Source organism: Sporosarcina contaminans, from assembly GCF_042679045.1.
Taxonomy (GTDB): Bacteria; Bacillota; Bacilli; order Bacillales_A; family Planococcaceae; genus Sporosarcina; species Sporosarcina contaminans.
The window spans coordinates 43,046-62,881 of sequence record NZ_JBHTLT010000130.1 but is presented as its reverse complement, the minus strand read 5'-3'; the positions used below and the strand labels follow the sequence as shown (position 1 = coordinate 62,881).

General features: G+C 41.2%; 20 protein-coding genes. 9 read left to right on the top strand and 11 right to left on the bottom strand.

The genetic code is table 11. From position 1 onward, the window contains the following. Window positions 1-86: 86 nt before the first annotated feature. The 8 genes from ACFQ38_RS17245 to ACFQ38_RS17210 all read right to left on the bottom strand — a co-directional run bounded on the left by ACFQ38_RS17245 (window position 87) and on the right by ACFQ38_RS17210 (window position 8,318). Window positions 87-362, bottom strand: coding sequence for a UPF0223 family protein (locus tag ACFQ38_RS17245; protein ID WP_336824869.1), 276 nt, complete (start codon window positions 360-362; stop codon window positions 87-89). Between the two features lie 20 nt (window positions 363-382). After that, the gene (locus tag ACFQ38_RS17240; RefSeq protein WP_381482492.1) at window positions 383-1,345 is read right to left on the bottom strand and encodes an NAD(P)H-dependent flavin oxidoreductase; all 963 of its coding nucleotides are present in this window, start codon (window positions 1,343-1,345) and stop codon (window positions 383-385) included. Window positions 1,346-1,365: 20 nt separating this feature from the next. Next, window positions 1,366-2,211 carry a polysaccharide deacetylase family protein gene (locus ACFQ38_RS17235; protein ID WP_381482490.1) on the bottom strand — a complete coding sequence of 282 codons (846 nt, stop codon included), beginning with the start codon at window positions 2,209-2,211 and terminating at the stop codon, window positions 1,366-1,368. Window positions 2,212-2,401: 190 nt separating this feature from the next. After that, complete coding sequence (lpdA, locus tag ACFQ38_RS17230; protein WP_381482489.1) at window positions 2,402-3,814, bottom strand: dihydrolipoyl dehydrogenase; 1,413 nt, start codon at window positions 3,812-3,814, stop codon at window positions 2,402-2,404. A 4-nt stretch (window positions 3,815-3,818) separates the two neighbouring features. Then, the gene (locus ACFQ38_RS17225) at window positions 3,819-5,147 is read right to left on the bottom strand and encodes a dihydrolipoamide acetyltransferase family protein (protein WP_381482487.1); all 1,329 of its coding nucleotides are present in this window, start codon (window positions 5,145-5,147) and stop codon (window positions 3,819-3,821) included. 183 nt (window positions 5,148-5,330) lie between these two features. Then, entirely contained in the window at window positions 5,331-6,308 is a 978-nt protein-coding gene (locus ACFQ38_RS17220; RefSeq protein WP_381482485.1) for an alpha-ketoacid dehydrogenase subunit beta, read from the bottom strand. Between the two features lie 3 nt (window positions 6,309-6,311). Then, window positions 6,312-7,427 carry a pyruvate dehydrogenase (acetyl-transferring) E1 component subunit alpha gene (pdhA, locus tag ACFQ38_RS17215; RefSeq protein ID WP_381482483.1) on the bottom strand — a complete coding sequence of 372 codons (1,116 nt, stop codon included), beginning with the start codon at window positions 7,425-7,427 and terminating at the stop codon, window positions 6,312-6,314. Window positions 7,428-7,685: 258 nt separating this feature from the next. Continuing rightward, the gene (locus ACFQ38_RS17210) at window positions 7,686-8,318 is read right to left on the bottom strand and encodes a YkyA family protein (RefSeq protein WP_336824879.1); all 633 of its coding nucleotides are present in this window, start codon (window positions 8,316-8,318) and stop codon (window positions 7,686-7,688) included. 146 nt (window positions 8,319-8,464) lie between these two features. On the opposite strand from ACFQ38_RS17210, the gene def reads away from it, so the two are divergent. The 3 genes from def to rnjA all read left to right on the top strand — a co-directional run bounded on the left by def (window position 8,465) and on the right by rnjA (window position 11,162). Then, entirely contained in the window at window positions 8,465-9,025 is a 561-nt protein-coding gene (gene def / locus ACFQ38_RS17205; protein ID WP_336824876.1) for a peptide deformylase, read from the top strand. A 254-nt stretch (window positions 9,026-9,279) separates the two neighbouring features. Continuing rightward, entirely contained in the window at window positions 9,280-9,489 is a 210-nt protein-coding gene (locus ACFQ38_RS17200; protein ID WP_336824877.1) for a DNA-dependent RNA polymerase subunit epsilon, read from the top strand. Window positions 9,490-9,494: 5 nt separating this feature from the next. Continuing rightward, the gene (rnjA, locus tag ACFQ38_RS17195) at window positions 9,495-11,162 is read left to right on the top strand and encodes a ribonuclease J1 (RefSeq protein WP_336824878.1); all 1,668 of its coding nucleotides are present in this window, start codon (window positions 9,495-9,497) and stop codon (window positions 11,160-11,162) included. A gap of 652 nt (window positions 11,163-11,814) precedes the next feature. Here the strand turns inward: rnjA and ACFQ38_RS17190 are convergent. The 3 genes from ACFQ38_RS17190 to ACFQ38_RS17180 form a co-directional block, all read right to left on the bottom strand. Further along, a complete protein-coding gene (locus ACFQ38_RS17190) occupies window positions 11,815-12,474 on the bottom strand; it encodes a potassium channel family protein (protein ID WP_381482480.1) in 660 nt (219 codons plus the stop codon). Between the two features lie 129 nt (window positions 12,475-12,603). Beyond that, entirely contained in the window at window positions 12,604-13,053 is a 450-nt protein-coding gene (locus ACFQ38_RS17185; protein WP_336823352.1) for a TlpA family protein disulfide reductase, read from the bottom strand. A gap of 81 nt (window positions 13,054-13,134) precedes the next feature. Then, a complete protein-coding gene (locus tag ACFQ38_RS17180) occupies window positions 13,135-13,662 on the bottom strand; it encodes a peroxiredoxin (RefSeq protein WP_381482477.1) in 528 nt (175 codons plus the stop codon). A gap of 293 nt (window positions 13,663-13,955) precedes the next feature. On the opposite strand from ACFQ38_RS17180, the gene ACFQ38_RS17175 reads away from it, so the two are divergent. From ACFQ38_RS17175 to ACFQ38_RS17150, 6 genes are all read left to right on the top strand, one after another. Next, window positions 13,956-14,498: a helix-turn-helix domain-containing protein gene (locus ACFQ38_RS17175; RefSeq protein ID WP_336823354.1), complete on the top strand. Its 543-nt coding sequence runs from the start codon at window positions 13,956-13,958 to the stop codon at window positions 14,496-14,498. A gap of 15 nt (window positions 14,499-14,513) precedes the next feature. Next, the gene (locus ACFQ38_RS17170) at window positions 14,514-15,620 is read left to right on the top strand and encodes an ABC transporter ATP-binding protein (RefSeq protein ID WP_336823355.1); all 1,107 of its coding nucleotides are present in this window, start codon (window positions 14,514-14,516) and stop codon (window positions 15,618-15,620) included. After that, on the top strand, window positions 15,610-16,434 hold the full coding sequence (locus ACFQ38_RS17165) for an ABC transporter permease (protein WP_336823356.1): 825 nt from the start codon (window positions 15,610-15,612) through the stop codon (window positions 16,432-16,434). The genes ACFQ38_RS17170 and ACFQ38_RS17165 overlap by 11 nt, the downstream gene beginning before the upstream one ends. After that, a complete protein-coding gene (locus ACFQ38_RS17160; protein ID WP_336823357.1) occupies window positions 16,418-17,218 on the top strand; it encodes an ABC transporter permease in 801 nt (266 codons plus the stop codon). Before ACFQ38_RS17165 ends, ACFQ38_RS17160 begins: the two co-directional genes overlap by 17 nt. After that, complete coding sequence (locus tag ACFQ38_RS17155; protein ID WP_336823358.1) at window positions 17,215-18,285, top strand: ABC transporter substrate-binding protein; 1,071 nt, start codon at window positions 17,215-17,217, stop codon at window positions 18,283-18,285. The genes ACFQ38_RS17160 and ACFQ38_RS17155 overlap by 4 nt, the downstream gene beginning before the upstream one ends. Window positions 18,286-18,630: 345 nt before the next feature. Further along, window positions 18,631-19,821: an MFS transporter gene (locus ACFQ38_RS17150; RefSeq protein WP_381482473.1), complete on the top strand. Its 1,191-nt coding sequence runs from the start codon at window positions 18,631-18,633 to the stop codon at window positions 19,819-19,821. Window positions 19,822-19,836: the final 15 nt, after the last annotated feature.

Here is a 19,836-nt window from a genome sequence, read left to right as displayed (position 1 = left end):
GAAAAACGATTCGTTTTTCGCCACCTGTTCTATTTTAGGGACTTATTGGACAGCCCCCTCTTCTTTCTTTTATTCATTTCAACTTTTCAACGTGACATATCAAGCAGTTCTCCATCGATTCCTGCTTTCGCTTTTTTAACGACTTGATAGGAGTTCAAACCGCTCACTTCTTCAAATTCCTTGAATAAAGTTTTTTCTTCTGCCATTGAAGGAACGATCGTTTTAAACAACCTGTAAGCGGACATGAATTCCTCTCTTTTTATTGTCGATTCATACGCCTTCTCCACAGCTTGAAAAAATGCTACTGCATCGATAATTTCTTCGGTTGACCAATCAGGTCGTAAAGGATAACTGTAATCCATTCATAATCCGCCTTTCGTCCTTATAATGATTGCCATCTTTTTCGAATCTGCTCCGCTTCATTCACCATTTGAGCGAACAACTCGTTTACCGAAGGAACCCCTTTGATCATCGCCGCCACTTGACCTGCCCAGCCAAAACCTTCATTTTCATCGCCGTTGTAGATGAATCTGCGATTTGCTTCACCACTTATAAAATCCTTCAAATCTTCATACGTAGCATTATTTTTTTCCATCTGTAAGATTTTATCCGTCCATTCATTTGACAAAGCTCTTGCAGGAGCGCCTAAAGATCGTTTAATGACCACCGTACTCGTTTCATCGGACCTTATCAATGCTTCTTTATAGGCTTCGGAAGCATGTACACATTCTTTCGTTGCAATGAACCTTGTTCCCATTTCTATTCCTTCGGCGCCCAACGCATGTGCTGCCATCCATCCTCTACCGTCCCCGATACCACCGGAAGCGATCACAGGTATTCGAAGCGCATCAACAACTTGCGGGACTAAAACCATTGTGCCAATATCATCCCGTCCTAAATGGCCGCCTCCTTCCTGCCCAACGACCATAACTGCATCAGCACCTAAAGATTCCGCCTTCAACGCCTGTTTTTTAGCGGCGACAAGGACGAGCTTTTTCACATTTGAACCTTTCATCAATTCAAAAAAAGGTGCCGGATTCCCGCCAGTCACCGAGACGACTGGGACACCTTCTTCAAGCGCTACTTCAACCATATGCTCAAACGGCCGTCCGTGTTGCCCAATCGCAAAATTGACACCAAACGGTTTGGACGTCATCTCCTTCACTTTTCTAATTTCAGCGCGCAACGCATCTGTCGAAGGCAAACTCATAGCAGTAATTTGCCCTAAACCGCCAGCATTCGAAACAGCTGCACATAAGTCAGCGTAAGCAAGATACGCCAAGCCCCCTTGGATGATCGGCAATTCAATACCTAACAACTCGGTCACTCTCGTTTTCCACTTCATCCCAATTCCCCCTGTCGATTTTATTCGTCAAAGCCTTTAATGAAATGCGGATCGACCAGCTCATAGCCTTTCTCCCTTAGCCCTGTCACAATCTCATCAAGGGCATCTGCAGTCCATTCACGATCATGCATAAGCAAATTGGCACCATCTCGAAGTAATTCTGTATTCACCATAATGTCTGCAATTTTATCTTTCGTCATATATTCTTTTTCAAAATCGTATCCATATGACCAGTTCATCAGCTGCATACCTTCTGCCTTCGCCAACTCTCTGCTGAAATCTGTATTCACTCCGAACGGTGCTCTGAAAAAGTGCGGCCTTTCACCTGTAATCTCTTCTACTTTGTCATTGACGAATAATATTTCTTCCCTCTGTTCCTCTTCAGACAAACTTTTTAAATTAGCATGCGTTTTTGTATGGTTCCCAATCATGAAGCCCATCTCATAAATCTCTTTCAATGCTGTTTCTTTTTCTTCTGTCGTAATGAAATGTCCATTAACGAAGAAGATTGCCGGCGCGTCTAATTCCTTTAATGTCTTCGCCATATCGAGCGCTCTTTTGTCGGGTGCATCATCAATTGTTAGCAAAACGACTTTCGGATTAGCATCGCCAATCGGAACAATCGAGTACGTTTCCGGATTTAATTCATATTGAGGCTCTATTTTGGCTATAGACTCTTCATCTTCAGCCTCCTCCGATATCTCTTCACTGTCACCGACTTTTTCAGCCATTCCACTGTCATCTTCTTCACTTACTGACTGCTGTTCCATCGCATCCGGTTGTTCATTCTCTAATACTGGCTCATTTTGACAAGCAGTCAATAAAAATAAAGCAAAGACCGACATATATCCCATTCTCCCAAACATACAAACACTCCTTTTGCCATTCTCTCTCATTGCGGCACAAAACTATTAAAATATTGGAGATGCCCGCTTAAGAAATGTTGAATAGTTCTATCCTAACACGCGATTGTTTAGTGCTTCAAATAGAGTGCTATTAAATCTATGGAATAAAAAACGCCTGCGAAGATCAATTCTTCACAGGCGTCTGTTTGTGTTATTTTGTAATCATATGAATCGGTTTGCCTAAAGCAACTTCTGCTGCTTCCATAGAAATTTCGCCTAAAGTTGGATGCGCATGGATTGTCATTGCAATATCTTCAAGCGTCATGCCTGCTTCAATTGCAAGTCCAAGCTCAGCGATCATATCAGATGCATTTTCACCAACAATTTGCGCTCCTAATAGAAGACCGTCTTCCTTGCGAGCTACCAACTTCACGAAACCATCAGTTGCATTAAGCGCAAGCGCACGGCCATTTGCTGCGAATGGGAATTTACCTACAGTCACTTCATAGCCTTCATCTTTTGCTTGTTGTTCATTAAGCCCAACCGTAGCAAGTTCTGGGTCTGTGAAGCAAACTGCCGGAATTGCTAAGTAGTCAACTTCAGATTTTTCACCTGAAATGGCTTCAGCTGCCACTTTACCTTCATAAGAAGCTTTGTGAGCTAATTGAGGGCCAGCAACAATGTCACCGATTGCAAAAATGTTCGAAACGCTTGTACGGCATTGTTTGTCAACTTCAATCAGACCACGATCAGACATTTTAATGCCCATTTCTGCAAGACCGATTTCATCTGTATTCGGACGACGGCCAACTGTTACAAGAACATAATCAGCTTCAACTTTTTGCTCTTCGCCCTTCGCTTCATATGTGACAACTACGCCACTGTCAGATTCTTCAACACCTTTTGCAGATGCTTTCACAACGACTTCGACGCCTTTTTTCTTCAAGCCTTTTTTGACGATTTGTGTCATTTGCTTTTCAAAGCCAGCAAGAATATCGTCAGCACCTTCAATGATCGTCACTTTTGAACCGAGGTTCGCATATGCAGAACCTAACTCAGTTCCGATATATCCTCCGCCGATTACGACAAGATGACCTGGCACTTCTTCAAGATTCAATGCGCCAGTAGAGTTAATAACGCGTTTTGAATATTTGAAGGATGGAATTTCCACCGGACGAGATCCAGTTGCAATGATCGCGTTTTTAAATTTGTAAGTTTGGGATGATTTTTCATCCATTACTTTAGCTGTGTTGCTGTCTACAAAATATGCTTCACCTTTGACAATGTCAACTTTATTGCCTTTTAGAAGCCCTTCGACGCCGCCTGTCAATTTTTTCACAACGCTATCTTTAAACGCTTGCGCTTTTGTGAAATCAAGTTTGACATCTGATGCGCTAATTCCCATATCATCGGAATCTTTAGCGGATGCGTAACGGTGACCGACCGAAATCAATGCTTTTGAAGGAATACATCCGACATTCAAACATACTCCACCCAAATTTTCCTTCTCAACGATTGTCACTTTCTGGCCTAATTGAGCCGCACGAATCGCTGCTACATATCCTCCTGGGCCAGATCCGACTACGAGCGTATCTACTTCGATTGGAAAATCTCCTACTACCATTTGCCTACGCCTCCATTAATAAAAGTTCTGGATTACCGAGCAATTTCTTAATATGGTTTAAGGCTTGTTGGCCTGTCGCCCCATCAATTACACGGTGATCGAATACCAATGATAATGCTAACATAGGTGCAGCTACAATTTCACCATTTTTTACAATAGGTTTTTCAGAAATGCGGCCAATACCTAAAATTGCTACTTCAGGATGATTAATAATTGGAGTGAACCATTGTCCTCCAGCAGAACCGATATTCGTAATTGAGCATGAAGCACCTTTCATCTCAGCAGGCGACAATTTGCCATCCCGTGCTTTCGTTGCCAACTGGTTGATTTCCTCAGAAATCGCAAATACCGATTTACGGTCTGCATGCTTAATGACAGGAACTAAAAGACCACGATCCGTGTCTGCTGCAATACCAATATTGTAATAATGCTTCTGGATAATTTCTTCTTTTTCATCATCAAGCGACGTGTTCAATTGCGGGAATTCACGCAAAGTAGATACTAATGCTTTTACGACATACGGTAAATAGGTCAGCTTAATATCTTTTTCAGCCGCAATCTCCTTGAATTTCTTACGATGTGCAACCAGCTCGGTAACATCGATTTCATCCAGCAATGTAACATGAGGCGCTGTATGTTTCGAATTGACCATCGCTTTTGCAATCGCTTTGCGGATGCCGGACATTTTTTCTCTCGTTTCCGGGAAATCCCCCTCCAATACGACTGGAGCTGCTTTTGCAGGAGCGGATTGCTGTTCTGAAGCTTTCGTATCGGCAGCTTCTGACTCTGCACCTTGCGCGATGGCCGCTTGGCCGCCATTCATGAAAGCTTCAATATCTTCTTTAAGCACTCGGCCATTTTTCCCTGTACCGCTTACTTGCTTAATGTCCACATCATTTTCTCTTGCAAACTTACGGACAGAAGGCATCGCAATGACACGACGTGAAGGTTTCTCGTCAGCCGCAACATTTTGTACAGTTTTCTCTTCCTGTTGTTCTTTTTGCAACTCTTCCTTGTCGATCTTTTGACCGGACTCAGCAGTAGATTGTACTTGTGCCTCAGTTTTCTCTTCGCCGCTACTTTCATTTTCATAGCCTGGAGCGTCGAAACGGATCAGCACATCCCCTACAACTGCCACTGTTCCTTCTTGAACTAAAATTTCTTCTACTGTACCCGAAACAGGAGAAGGTATTTCTACTACAGCCTTATCGTTTTGGACTTCAAGAAGTGTATCGTCTTCATTGATTTTATCGCCTTTCGCAACAAACCATTTAACGATTTCACCTTCATGAATTCCTTCCCCGATATCTGGTAAACGGAATTCGAATGCCACAAGATTCACCCTTTCTTATTTTCGTAGCCCTAAATATTTGGAACTAAACGTTTGGTTTAGCGAGCGTTGAATTGTGTTACGCAACACTTATTAAAGCAATTGATATTGTTCCAAACGCAAACGTTTAATGCTCCTTTAACGGAAATTGCTCCCATAATCATTTGGCAATTTTAAAATAAATCCTTAGAATGTAAGTACTTTTTTAGCCGTGTCGATTATGTCGTTCGCGTTTGGCAACCAAGTGTTTTCGCCTTGGGCAAACGGATAGACAGTATCCGGTGCAGTTACACGCAATACTGGAGCTTCCAAGCTTAAAATTGCACGCTCAGTAATTTCCGATACAACGTTCGCAGCAATTCCAGCTTGTTTTTGAGCTTCTTGGACTACGATCGCACGATTCGTTTTCTCAACCGAAGCGATAATTGTTTCGATATCTAACGGTTGAACAGTACGCAAGTCAACCACTTCAACAGAGTACCCTTCTTTTTCAAGCGCCTCTGCAGCTTTTAAACTCTCATGAACCATCGCTCCATATGTGAAAATTGAAAGGTCATTACCTTCACGCTTCACATCCGCTTTCCCTAAAGGAATTGTATATTCCTCTTCAGGAACCTCTTGTCTAAATGAACGATAAAGCTTCATATGCTCCAAAAACACAACTGGGTTTTCATCGCGGATCGCTGAGATCAAAAGCCCTTTTGCGTCATATGGCGTAGATGGAATTACGACAGTCAACCCTGGCTGAGCAGCAACTAATCCTTCGAAGCTGTCTGCGTGCATCTCTGGTGTCGCAACGCCGCCACCGAATGGGGAGCGGATTGTAACAGGTGCATTGAATTTTCCGCCTGTCCGGAATGATTGGCGCGCCAATTGACCGCTGACAGAGTCCATCACTTCATATAAAAACCCGAAGAACTGGATTTCCATTACCGGTCGGAAACCTGTTAGCGTCAAACCGACCGCCAGTCCACCGATGCCCGATTCAGCAAGCGGTGTATCAAATACACAGTCTTCGCCAAACTCTTTTTGCAAACCTTCAGTTGCGCGGAATACCCCGCCGTTAACGCCAACGTCTTCACCGAAGACGAGGACGTTTTCATCATTTTTAAGCTCCGTGCGCATTGCATCGGTAATCGCTTGAATCATCGTCATTTGTGCCATCGGTTACTTCGACTCCTTCTCTGTATACAGTTCGAATTGCTCTTTCAAATTATAAGGCATATCGCCTTTGTACATTATTTTCATGAAATCAGTTACTTTTTGCTTCGGTGCTGCATCGGCTTTTTTGATCGCCTCTTTAATTTCTTCCTTCGCACGCTCAATTACTTCATTTTCTTTCTCTTCATTCCACAAACCTTTACCCTCAAGGTATTTGCGGAAGCGGATAAGCGGATCGCGTTTTTCCCATTCGTTATCCGTATCAGATGTACGGTATCTCGTTGGATCGTCTCCAGCCATTGTATGCGGACCATAGCGGTAACACATTGTCTCGATCAACGTTGGACCTCCACCATTAATTGCGCGTTCCCTAGCATCACGAGTTGCTGCATATACTGCAAGAGCATCCATTCCATCGACAAGAATGCTTGGAATGCCAGCTGCAACACCTTTTTGCGCTAATGTTTTAGCTGCAGTCTGCAATTCACGAGGTGTGGAGATTGCATATTGGTTGTTTTGGACAACAAAAATTGCCGGTGCACGGTATGCGCCTGCAAAGTTGATTCCTTCATAGAAATCTCCTTGTGAAGTTCCACCATCACCTGTATAAGTCATTGCAACAGCTTTCTTGCCACGTTTTTGGAATCCTAACGCAACGCCAGCCGCTTGGATGTATTGCGCTCCGATGATAATTTGTGGAAATAGAATATTTAAGCCTTCCGGGAAGGCACTTCCTTCATAATGTCCGCGAGACCAAAGGAAAGCCATATGTAACGGTAAACCATGGAATACGATTTGCGGAACATCACGGTACCCCGGCAAGATGAAATCTTCTTTTTCCAATGCGAAATGGGATGCTAATTGGGATGCTTCCTGCCCTGCTGTCGGTGCGTAGAAGCCAAGACGCCCTTGTCTATTTAATGAAATAGAACGTTGGTCCAAAATTCTTGTATAGACCATACGGGACATTAACTCTACCAACTCTACATCGGACAGTTTCGGATCCGCACCTTCGTTGACGATTTCACCTTCTTCGTTCAAGATCTGGAACATTTCAAACTTCTCTTCAATCGAATGAAGCGTTTCCACAGGATCGAACTGCTTGTCTTTTTTGGCAGCCATTTAGGCAACTCTCCTTTACATCTGTATTATGTTTAATCAAATGATTGAGTAATACAATTACCTTTCTTTTTTAGTATACTGAATCGGATTTGTTTGGTCAATCATTGAAACTACTGACATTACAGCACGGATAATTTTTCATAATTATACTGAAATAAGATTCTGTACTACTACAATATAATCTCTGTATTATAATAGAATGTCGTTTAACTATATAAAAAAGTGGAGCGTTTATAAGCCTCCACTTATTCTTTCCCTTTATTCATCTGCTTCTAAACTTGAAAAAAGTGCATCTTTCAAGTTATTGACTTCTTTTGTCTTAGCGTTGAACTGTTCTATCGTAGATTGCACGACAGTGTTTTGTTCATTGATTTCATCTGCTTTACTTTGTAGTGTCGCCAATTCAACATCTTTCTTCTCTAAAAGCTCATAAAATTCCTGTTGGATGGAAGTTAATTTTCTATATTGTTCCGTAAAGGATGCGTGAAGATCATACCGTTCGGTTGCGGCAGTGCTTAACTCTAAGATTTTTTCTTTGATCTCCTCACCAGCATCGTCAGCAGTTTTGTTCAATTGATTAATATACTTCTTCGCTTCATCCATTGAAGCCTCTTCACTTTCAAGATGCTTAAGTCGATCTTGTGTGGATGTAGTAAGCTCCTGTACATTTTTGCTAAGTTCGTCCACGTCTTCTTTCGTCAATTCCATCGTTTCTCCAAACAGTTTCTGTTCTGTTTTTTCCAAATCGCTCAAGGTCGTTTGATTTTTTTCATATTCAGCTTCTGAATCATTCATTTTTATAAGTGTATCTGATAATTGCTTCTCTATTGAAGCACCCATACTGCAGCCGGATAATGTTAAAACGCCTGCGGCTATTAATCCAATCATCATTTTATTCAAATCTATAAACCTCCAATCTGACTAAAACTATAACCTTCTCAATACTTCAATTCAAGTTTGCGGTAAAATCCTTTATCACATTTTCGTATTCGACTATACTATATGTACAGAAGGAAATTGAAAGGAAGTACATTTTTATGATTTTAATGAAAGATATTGTCCGTGAAGGCCATCCTATGCTTCGAAAAGTTGCGGAAGAAGTAACTTTCCCTTTATCGACAGAAGAAAAACAACTTGCACACGATTTACTCGAATACTTGAAAAACAGTCAAAATGACGAAGTATGTCTGCAATATGGTTTGCGTCCGGGAATTGGATTAGCTGCACCACAAGTCGCTGTGTCAAAAAGAATCTTCGCTCTCCATATTGATGAAGAAGAAGGTAAAGAGCCACTCAGCTTGATTGCTATCAATCCAAAAATCATCAGTCATTCTGTCGAAAAAACATATTTATCATCCGGTGAAGGGTGCTTATCCGTTGACAGAGATGTCGATGGCTATGTTCCCCGTTATGCAAGAATCACCATAAAGGCATTCGATGAAGATGGAAATGAATATAAGAAGAGATTAAAGGGCTTGCCTGCTATCGCTTTTCAGCATGAATTGGACCATTTAAATGGCATCATGTTTTTTGATCATATCGATCCGAAAGCGCCTTACAAGGAAATTCCTAATTCGACTCCTTATGATCGGAATTAGGCGATAACATATCCAACTTGACAGAAATATTAAAAAGCGGTACAATGTCTTTAAGGAGTGATATGCCCATGTATAAGCGCCTAAAACGTAAATTGTTGAGACGGCTCAATGGCATACTCGGTAAAAAGACGATTGCATAATTCAGTGGTTAATTACAGCCCACCTTCTGATTTGGTGGGCTTTTCTTTATTTTAAGCAACTGCCGTGATAATATTAAGAGAAAGATTTAAACGAACGAAAAAGGAGACCAAAACATGATTTACAAAGTTTATTATCAGGAGAATCCAAATCAAGTACCTGTTCGCGAAACGACAAAGAGCTTGTACATTGAAGCTGATTCTGAAAAATCTGTCCGCGAAAAACTGAAAAACCGCAATTATAACATTGAACTAATTCAAGTGCTTGAGGGAGAGCATTTAGAATACGAAAAATCCTCTGCCCAGTTTGAATTAGTACAGGACTAATCATTATGAAGCTTATTAAGAACAATGAAACAGCGGTTTTCGCTTTAGGCGGACTTGGCGAAATCGGAAAAAACACGTATTGCGTTCAATTTCAAGATGAAATCATTGTCATCGATGCAGGTATTAAATTTCCGGAAGATGACCTTTTAGGAATTGACTATGTCATTCCAGATTACACGTATTTGGAACGAAACGCAGACAAGATTAAAGGTTTATTCATCACACATGGCCATGAAGACCATATCGGCGGCATCCCTTATCTTTTGAGAAAAGTGAACATGCCCGTATATGGAGGAAAATTGGCTTTAGGCCTGTTGCGCAACAAATTAGATGAACACGGACTGCTTAGAACGACGAAAATGATTGAAATCAAAGAAGACGATCTCATTAAGTTCCGAAAAACATCCGTTTCTTTCTTCCGAACAACGCATAGTATTCCTGATGCTTTTGGAGTCGTTGTCAAAACGCCTTCAGGCAATATCGTCCATACAGGTGACTTCAAATTCGACTTCACACCTGTTGGAGAACCTGCCAATCTTGCAAAGATGGCTAAAGTAGGAAGCGATGGCGTTCTTTGCCTATTATCAGACAGCACGAATGCGGAAATTCCGAATTTTACAATGTCAGAGCGTAAAGTTGGGGAAAGCTTGAATGATATTTTCCGCAAAGTCGATGGGCGCATTATTTTTGCCACTTTCGCTTCCAATATTCACCGTCTTCAGCAAGTGATAGAAGCGGCTGAAAATTATGGGAGAAAAATCGCTGTATTTGGCCGCAGCATGGACAATGCAATTACGATCGGACGTGAATTAGGATATATTAATGCACCGAAAGAGTTGTTCGTCGACGCTCAAACGTTGAACCGACTGCCGGCCAACGAAGTGATGATCCTTTGTACAGGAAGCCAAGGTGAACCGATGGCAGCTTTATCGAGAATTGCGAATGGCACGCATAGGCAAGTGCAAATCCAGCCTGGTGACACAGTGATCTTCTCTTCTTCGCCAATTCCTGGGAATACGCTTAGTGTCAATAAGACGATCAATGCCCTTTTCCGTGCTGGTGCGGAAGTCATTCACGGCGCATTGAACAATATCCATACGTCAGGTCATGGATCCCAAGAAGAGCAAAAACTGATGCTACGCCTTATTAAACCAAAATATTTTATGCCGATCCATGGTGAGTACCGCATGTTGAAAATGCATAAGGAACTCGCTATCGATTGTGATGTTGAGTCGGACAATACATTCATTATGAGCAATGGTGATGTTTTAGCATTAACGGAAGACTCGGCCCGCATTGCTGGCAGAATCCCATCAGGAGATGTGTATATCGACGGAAGCGGAATCGGAGATATTGGCAGCGTCGTTTTAAGAGATCGTAAAATCCTTTCTGAAGATGGATTAGTTATTGTCGTCGCCACTGTCGATAAAAAGCGGAACAAGGTCGTTTCTGGTCCAGACCTCATTTCAAGAGGTTTCGTTTACATGAGAGAATCAGGCATGATGATCAACGAAGCGCAACAACTTCTTTCGAAAGAGCTCCAACGGAGACTTTCGGCAGAAACCGGAGATTCCGGATCATTAAAAAGCGATATTATCGATATCCTCTCGCCTTTCTTATACGACCAAACAAAAAGAAGACCAATGGTATTACCAGTAGTAATGGAAGTTTGAACAAAAGCGGAGAACGCCGCTTAGCCTCGACAGGCGTTGGAGGACTTGAACATAAGGCGCTTTTTGCCTTATGCTTCAAGTCCGAAACGACCCGAGAGGCTGGCGTTCGGAGTCTGGATGATAACAAAAGCGGAGAGGGGCGGTTAGCCCTGACAGGCACTGGAAGAAAAGAGTCTAAGGCGCTTTTTGCCTTGGACTCTTTTCTGAAGTGACCCGAAGGGCTGCCCCTCGAAGACTGGATGTAACAAAAGCGGAGGCGACCGGTTAGCTCCGACAGGCACTGGAAGAAAAGAACCTAAGGCGCTTTTTGCCTTAGGCTCTTTTCTGAAGTGACCCGAGGAGCTGGTCGCCGGAGTCTGGATGATAGCAAAAGCGGAAGGAGGCGGTTAACTGCGACAGGCGTTGGCCGACTAAGAACGCCGCGTCCTGCGGCAACGTCGGCACTAATACGTCCTGTATGTCGGAGGACTTAAAATAAAGGCGCTTTTTGCCTTTATTTTTAAGTCCGAAACGACCCGAGCAGCTGCCCCTCGGAGTCTGGATGAAAACTAAAGCGGAGAACGCCGCTTAGCTCCACCAAGCGTATCGATAAAAAAGTATAAAAAGCTGTTCACCAATTAAGAATCCAATTGGCGGACAGCTTTTTTACATGTTAATGAAGAGCTTTCTTTTCAAAACGATGAATATCAATGTCAGAGCCGATGACAATTAGAATATCATTCAATCGTATTTCTTCAATTGCTTGCGGCGAAACTAAAATTTGTGAACTTCGTTTAATAGCAACAATATTAACCCCATATTTTGCGCGAATATCAAGGTCGATTAATGTATAGCCTGCAAGTTTTTCATTCGCCTTTATTTCGACGATCGAGTATTCATCGGAAAGCTCCAAGTAATCCAATATATTATTTGAAACCATGTTGTTGGCAATCCGTATCCCCATATCGCGTTCAGGGTGAACAACTTGGTCTGCGCCAATTTTCCGAAGCACTTTTTCATGATAATCATTCTGGGCTTTCACAGTGATATTTTTAACACCGATCTCTTTCAATATAAGTGTCGTTAATATGCTTGACTGGATGTTTTCACCGATTGCTATAACGACATGTTCGAAATTCCGAATGCCTAAAGATCGAAGCGCAGATTCATCTGTAGTATCTGCTCGAACTGCCTGTGTCGCTATTTGGGCATAATCCTCTACCCTCTCTGGATCAATATCGATCGCCATCACTTCGGCATTTAATTTAACTAATTCATTTACGATGCTGCCCCCGAAACGACCTAAGCCGATGACAACAAATTCCTTTTTCATAAACAATCGCTCCAATCTGACACGATAGGTGAAATTAGTGTACCATATCTCCTTTTATCTATCTACATAGGATTCAAAACAATAAAATTATCCGGCTCCCTGAAAAGGTCACCGGATCGATAGAAATGATTATCTATTTGGTTCATTCAATAATCGGATAATACGTTGTTCAAGCATTACCATTCCACTTCCGCCAGATTGTACATGGCGCAATTTCCCCTCTTTGTCAAATAGATAATAAGCAGGCACATACTGATTATCAAATACATTCGTCAATTCCAAATCGTTATCTACAAAAATCGGGTGAAGGATATTATGCTCGATTGCTACGTCTTCAATTTGTTCTAAATCGGTATCGTATTTGGATCGCGGCATATGTACGGCGATCATGTTCAGTTCATTATTATATTTGTCCCTAAATTTGTTCAATACAGGCATAGCTTCTTTGCATAAATGACAGCTAATTGACCAGAAATGGATGAGGGTCGGATTTCTGCCGATTAGATCATATTTTGTTCTTCTTCCATTTAACCAAGCAGTCGCGCCGTCTAATTCAGGCATCTGTTCTTTTAATCTCACATTGCATCTCCTCCATTTTGAAAAGATCCCCATTGCTCATAATATGCAAGGAGTTTTCAAATGGCGATGTGAATCATCCACTTACTGTTTTTCGCAATTAACGGTTAGGCCACCGATTTGCAGCGCGCGTAGCACACGAAGTGTTTCATCCACATCACGGCCAATGTCATCGCAAAATACTGCTTCATATTTCAAAATACCTTCCGGACTAATAATAAACAACGCGCGCAGTGTAATGCCCTCTTCTGTGATTAAAACACCGTATCGACGCGAAACTAACTGATTGCGATCTGAAGCAAGTGGAAAATTCAATTGCTCAAGCCCTCTGTCTTTTCGTTTCGTATTGATCCATGCAAGATGGGTATAAACTGTATCTGTCGATGCTCCAATCAATTGTGCATTAAGCTTTTCAAATTCTTCGTAGCGATCCGATAAAGCTGTAATTTCTGACGGGCAGATAGTAGCAAAATCCAATGGGTAGAAAAAAAGAACAGTCCATTTACCGTTATTCATATTTTCTTCCAAACTTACAGTTCCAAATGACTTATCCGGCAGTACAGCAATCATCGTAAATTTGGGAGCTTCTTTACCAATGATCCTTTCAATCATAGTTTATCCCTCCTACATATCGTTATCTATCTCCTTCACTTCCTTCGTTCAGAATATCAAATCTATTCTATCAATTCAACATTCATTTATTTCTATTGAAGACACTAACTGCTGATTCATTCACTATATCCATACATTCATAGTAAGATTTTCCTTAAAATTATTTTGCTTACGGTTTTTTCTTAAAAAATGTTTGATTTCCATTGGTAATTTTGTATAATAAAAAAGGTTTATAGTAAACTTAAAGTACAGTAATACTAAACTCCGTTTTGCAGAAGGGAGGATTTACTGTCATGCATATCGGAAGTAAAATTAAAAGCCTACGACTCAAAAAAGGACTTACGCAAGAAGAATTGGGCGAACGCACTGATTTGACGAAAGGGTATATTTCACAATTGGAACGTGAAGTGACCTCCCCGTCGATTGAAACGCTTTTTGCCTTATTGGAAGTATTAGGTACGACTCCGAAGGAATTTTTTGACGAGCCAAAGAAAAATATGAAAGTCGTCTACTCTCCATCCGAACAAACAACGTATGTGGACGATGAATTGAAATATAGCATACGTTGGTTAGTTCCCCGCTCCAATGAAAATGAAATGGAGCCCGTCCATATAACCTTTTTGAAAAACGGGGAATTTAAACAGTTCGAGCCTTCCCTTGCTGAAACGTTTATCTATGTTTTATCAGGGAAAGTGGAAATTGAGCTTGGTAAACGAAAATTCATTGCAATGAAGGGAGATGCTGTTTACTATGAAGCATCAGACCATCATCGTGTGACGAACGCGAATGATGGATTGAGCGAGCTGATTTTAGTCGCTACAGAATCTTATTTATAAAGGGGGATAATGATTATGGATCAACAACCGATCATCCGATTTGAAAATGTCGTAAAGAGATATGGAAGTGATACGACAGTTTTGGATCACGTCTCTTTCGAAATGGAACGAGGAAAGTTTTACACATTATTAGGCCCTTCCGGCTGCGGGAAAACGACAATTTTACGATTGATCGCCGGGTTTATTGAACCGACGGAAGGCTCAATTTTTTTTAACGGAAAGAAAATTAACGATGTTCCTGCAAATGAGCGTCAAGTGAATACGGTTTTCCAAGATTACGCGTTATTCCCTCACCTCAACGTTTATGAGAATGTCGCTTTCGGATTACGGATTAAAAAAGTGAAAAAGGAAGAGATTGACGTACGCGTAAAAGAAGCATTAAAATTCGTCAATCTTGCCGGTTACGAAAATCGGGAAATTACTGAAATGTCCGGAGGCCAAAGACAGCGTGTCGCCATTGCACGCGCGATTGTGAACGATCCAGAAGTCATTTTATTAGATGAACCATTATCCGCTTTGGATTTAAAATTGCGTTCCGAAATGCAATATGAGCTGCGTGAATTGCAGCAAAGGTTAGGCAAGACGTTCGTTTTTGTCACGCACGACCAAGAAGAGGCACTTGCGATGTCAGACGAAATTTTCGTCATGAATATGGGCGCCATCCAACAATCCGGCACGCCGTTAGATATTTATGATGAGCCTATTAACCGGTTTGTTGCTGATTTCATCGGTGAATCGAATATCGTATCAGGCAGAATGATCGAGGATTATCTCGTCGAGTTCACCGGTAAACGGTTCGTTTGTGCAGACGCCGGCCTACAGCCAAATGAAAAAGTGGATATTGTCCTTCGCCCGGAAGACCTTGAAATCACATCGATCGACCGCGGAAAATTAAACGTAAAAGTTGATACGCAATTGTTCCGTGGCGTCCATTATGAGCTTTCAACTTATGATTCGGATGGCAATGAGTGGCTTGTCCATTCAACAAAAAAAGCGGAAGTTGGCACAACGATTGGGCTTGATTTTAATCCTGAAGACATCCATGTCATGAGGTTGAATGAGTCCGAAGAGGATTATGACGCGAGACTTGAAGCATATGGAGTGTCTGACAATGAAGGATAATCGTCTGCGCTCACTCTATATGGTCCCTTACGGAGCTTGGATTTTACTTTTCGTCATCGCGCCGATTGCCCTTATTGTCTACTATTCCTTTTTCGATCTATCAGGGAATTTTACATTAGGCAATTATAAAAGCTTTTTTTCATCGGTCTATTTGAAACTGACAATCAGTTCTTTTTGGTACGCTTTTTTAATTACGTTCTTTTCACTATTGATTGCGTATCCGACAGCCTATTTGCTTACAAAAACTAAACATAAACAGCTTTGGCTTTTGTTGATCATCATTCCTTCTTGGATCAACCTATTATTGAAAACGTATGCTTTTATTGGACTTATGGGCTTGTACGGTCCATTAAATGCATTTTTGGAAACTGTAGGCATCGGCAAACAGCAAATCCTGTTCACTGATTTCAGTTTTGTTTTCGTGTCAGTTTACATTTTTATTCCATTTATGATTTTACCGATCTTTAACGCATTGGATAAGTTGAATCCGGCTTTAATAGACGCTTCTCGTGACTTAGGGGCGAATGCTTGGACAACGTTCAGAAGAGTGATTTTGCCATTAACGCTAAATGGTGTGAAATCTGGTGTGCAAGTTGTTTTCATCCCTGCATTATCCTTGTTTATGATTACACGCCTAATCGCAGGAAATAAAGTGATTACGTTAGGTACTGCGATTGAACAACAATTCCTCGTTACACAAAACTGGGGCATGGGTTCAACGATTGCAGTTTTCCTTATCCTTTTCATGTTTATTATTATGCTATTAACGGGCGGCGCAGAAAGGGGGACGACTGGCATTGGAAAGAATCGGTAAGCTTCCAAAACTCTATTTGGCTGTCGTATTCATTATTCTATACGCACCTATTTTTTATTTAATTTTTTACTCCTTCAATTCTGGAGGAGGGATGTCACATTTTGAATCATTTACTTGGGAGCATTATGCAGCTGTTTTTGAAGATAAACGTCTCATAAGCATCGTTATTAATACGGTCGTCATCGCCTTGCTTTCTGCACTGCTATCGACAACGATCGGCGTGTTGGGCGCGTTGGCGATCTATTTTATGCGAAATCGTGGAGCAAGAAATGCGATCCTTTCATTGAATAACATTTTGATCGTTAGTCCCGATGTCATTATTGGTGCGTCGTTCTTAATTTTATTTACGATGGTAGGAGTGAAATTGGGCTTTGCATCAGTCCTCATTTCCCATATTGCCTTCAGCATCCCGATCGTTGTCATAATGGTATTGCCGAAATTGCAAGAGATGAACCCGACGTTGATCGATGCGGCTCTTGACTTAGGAGCGTCCAAAAAAGACGTAATGACGAGGGTCGTCTTGCCATTCATCCAACCTGGGATTTTTGCAGGCTTTTTCTTGGCGCTTACTTACTCATTGGATGATTTCGCGGTTACCTTCTTTGTGACAGGCAATGGTTTTTCTACCTTATCCGTTGAAATCTATTCAATGGCGCGCACAGGCATTAGCTTGACGATTAATGCACTTTCTGGAATCATTTTCGTCATAACCGTCGTATTGGTAGTAGGCTATTACGCAATTAGCCAAAAAGCGAAATCCCCATTAACGGGGGTGAAGAAATGAAATCGATTTGGCAAGGCGCCATACTCATTCTCATCGTTTCTGGAATCCTTTTATTCATTAATGCCGAATTAAATGAAAGTGGCAAATCCGGAAAAGATACGATCACTGTTTACAACTGGGGAGAATACATTGACCCCGATCTATTGAAACAATTTGAGGAAGAAACCGGCATTAAAGTAATTTACGAAACATTTGATTCAAATGAAGGTATGATGGGCAAAATCGAGCAAGGCGGAACTTCTTATGATATTACGATGCCGTCCGAGTATATGGTGGAAATGATGATGGAAAAAGACTTACTATTGCCGCTGGACTATGATCTACTTCCGAATATCAAAAATATCGATCCTTACTTCTTAGATTTGCCTTTTGATCCGGGAAACAAGTATTCCCTCCCCTACTTCTGGGGAACTGTAGGAGTCGCCTTCAATCCGACATTGTTAGAAGGCCAAACTTTCGAATCATGGGATAAGTTATGGGATCCCTCTTTAAAACAACAGGTCATTTTGGTCGATAGTGCCCGGGAAACAATCGGCATGGGGCTGAATTCATTTGGATATTCATTGAATTCAACAGACATGGGCGAACTTCGCCAAGCGACTGACAAGTTAAAAGCGTTGAGCCCGAATGTAAAAGCGGTCATCGGAGACGAAGTGACACAGCTAATGGTGAATAATGAAGCTGCTGTTGCACTTACATGGTCTGGTCAAGCAGCTGATATGATGTATGAAAACGAAGAAATTGATTATATCATTCCTGAAGAAGGTTCAAATTTATGGTTTGATAATATTGTCATTCCTAAAACCGCGAAAAATATAGAAGGTGCCCATGCTTTCATCAATTTCATGTTAGATCCTGAAGTAGCTGCTCAAAATGCTGATTATGTCGGCTATTCAACACCGAATCTATCCGCACTTGATTTGATGGATCCCGAAGTAGTAGAAGATGAACGTTTTTATCCAGATGAAGAAACTCGAAGCCATTTAGAAGTATATAAAAACTTAGGCTTGGAAATGTTAGGCGTTTATAATGAACTGTTTTTAGAGTTCAAAATGGATATGAAATAAGTAAATTTGAGAGGGCGATTTTCTATTGAACAGGAAATCGCCCTTTTGGTTTCATTAATGAATGAACGGAGTCCGATCAACTTCATTAAGAATATTTTCCGTTGTTTTGTGATGCGTTTTTGACAATTTATACGCTATACTGAAGCATTTTCACTTTTCGTTTTTCTAAAATTTTGTATAGTACGTTGCAGTTCGTGTTTTGATATGTAAAGAAAGTGCGATTCATTTAGTAAACCGTATCAATCCATTTTAGAGAATTACTGGATATGCGTTCGCCCAAAGTGTTTTCATTGCTACGATATGGTAAAATTCAGTGATACGAAATAATTAGAAGGTGGATTGCCAATGGAGAAAAAGTTTGTTCTATTCATTTTAATGTTTAATATGTTCATCGCTATGTCCGGCGTCGGCTTGATCATTCCGATTATGCCGAAGTTTTTAGGTACATTTGGCGCTGCTGGTCTTGTTTTAGGTTTTTTAATTGCAGTATTCTCTTTTGCGCAATTTATATTCTCTCCCCTTGCTGGCGATTTGTCTGACAAGCACGGAAGGAAAAAGATTATTATTATCGGACTTATTATTAATGGACTTTCACAGCTTGCTTTCAGTTTTTCTACTGAGCTGTGGATGTTATTCGTAGCTCGGTTCTTTTCAGGATTCGGTTCTGCTTTCATCGTTCCTCCGATGATGGCCTTTGTAGCGGATATAACGACCGTTGAGGAACGGGGTAAAGGATTGGGGCTATTAGGGGCTTCTATGTCATTAGGCTTTATGATTGGACCGGGAATTGGCGGTTTCTTAGCGAATATTAGTTTATATTTCCCATTCTACTTTGCGGGGGGAGCTGCTCTATTCGCAGCACTTCTATCAACCTTCATCCTTCCAAACCCCACGCCTGCTGTTTCTGAAGGGATGGCAGACAAGAAACCTGAAAATCTAATTAAGCAATTAAAACGTTCGACAAAAACCTCCTATTTCGTCATTTTAATTGTCATGTTTGTCTTTTCATTTGGACTTGCCAATTATCAATCGACAATCTCTTTATATGTCGACCATAAATATGGATACAGTCCTTCTCAAATCGCAGTTCTTATAACCGTTGGCGGTTTTGTCGGTGTAATTGTACAAACCTTCGTCATTAATCCGTTGTTCAAACGGTTTGGGGAGATGCCGGTCATTCTTTGCAACTTACTAGTAGCCGCTTTTTCTATGCTTGCAATTTTATTCGTCAATATGTTTTGGACGATTCTTTTGGTCGCAACAATATTCTCGGTTGCTACATCTCTTCTTCGCCCTGCAGTAAATACGCTCATTTCAAAATTAGCCGGGGAAGAGCAAGGGTTTGCAGCAGGCATGATGAATGCCTATATGAGTTTAGGCAATATGATCGGACCAGCGCTTGCAGGTTCAATTTTTGATATTAACATAACATTCCCATATTTATTAGGCACTTTCATTTTATTAATTTGTGCTTTAATCGCAAGCATCTGGTCACGGAAGAACAAGGAATTGATTGCACAAACACGTACTACATGATTCATAGATGAAAAA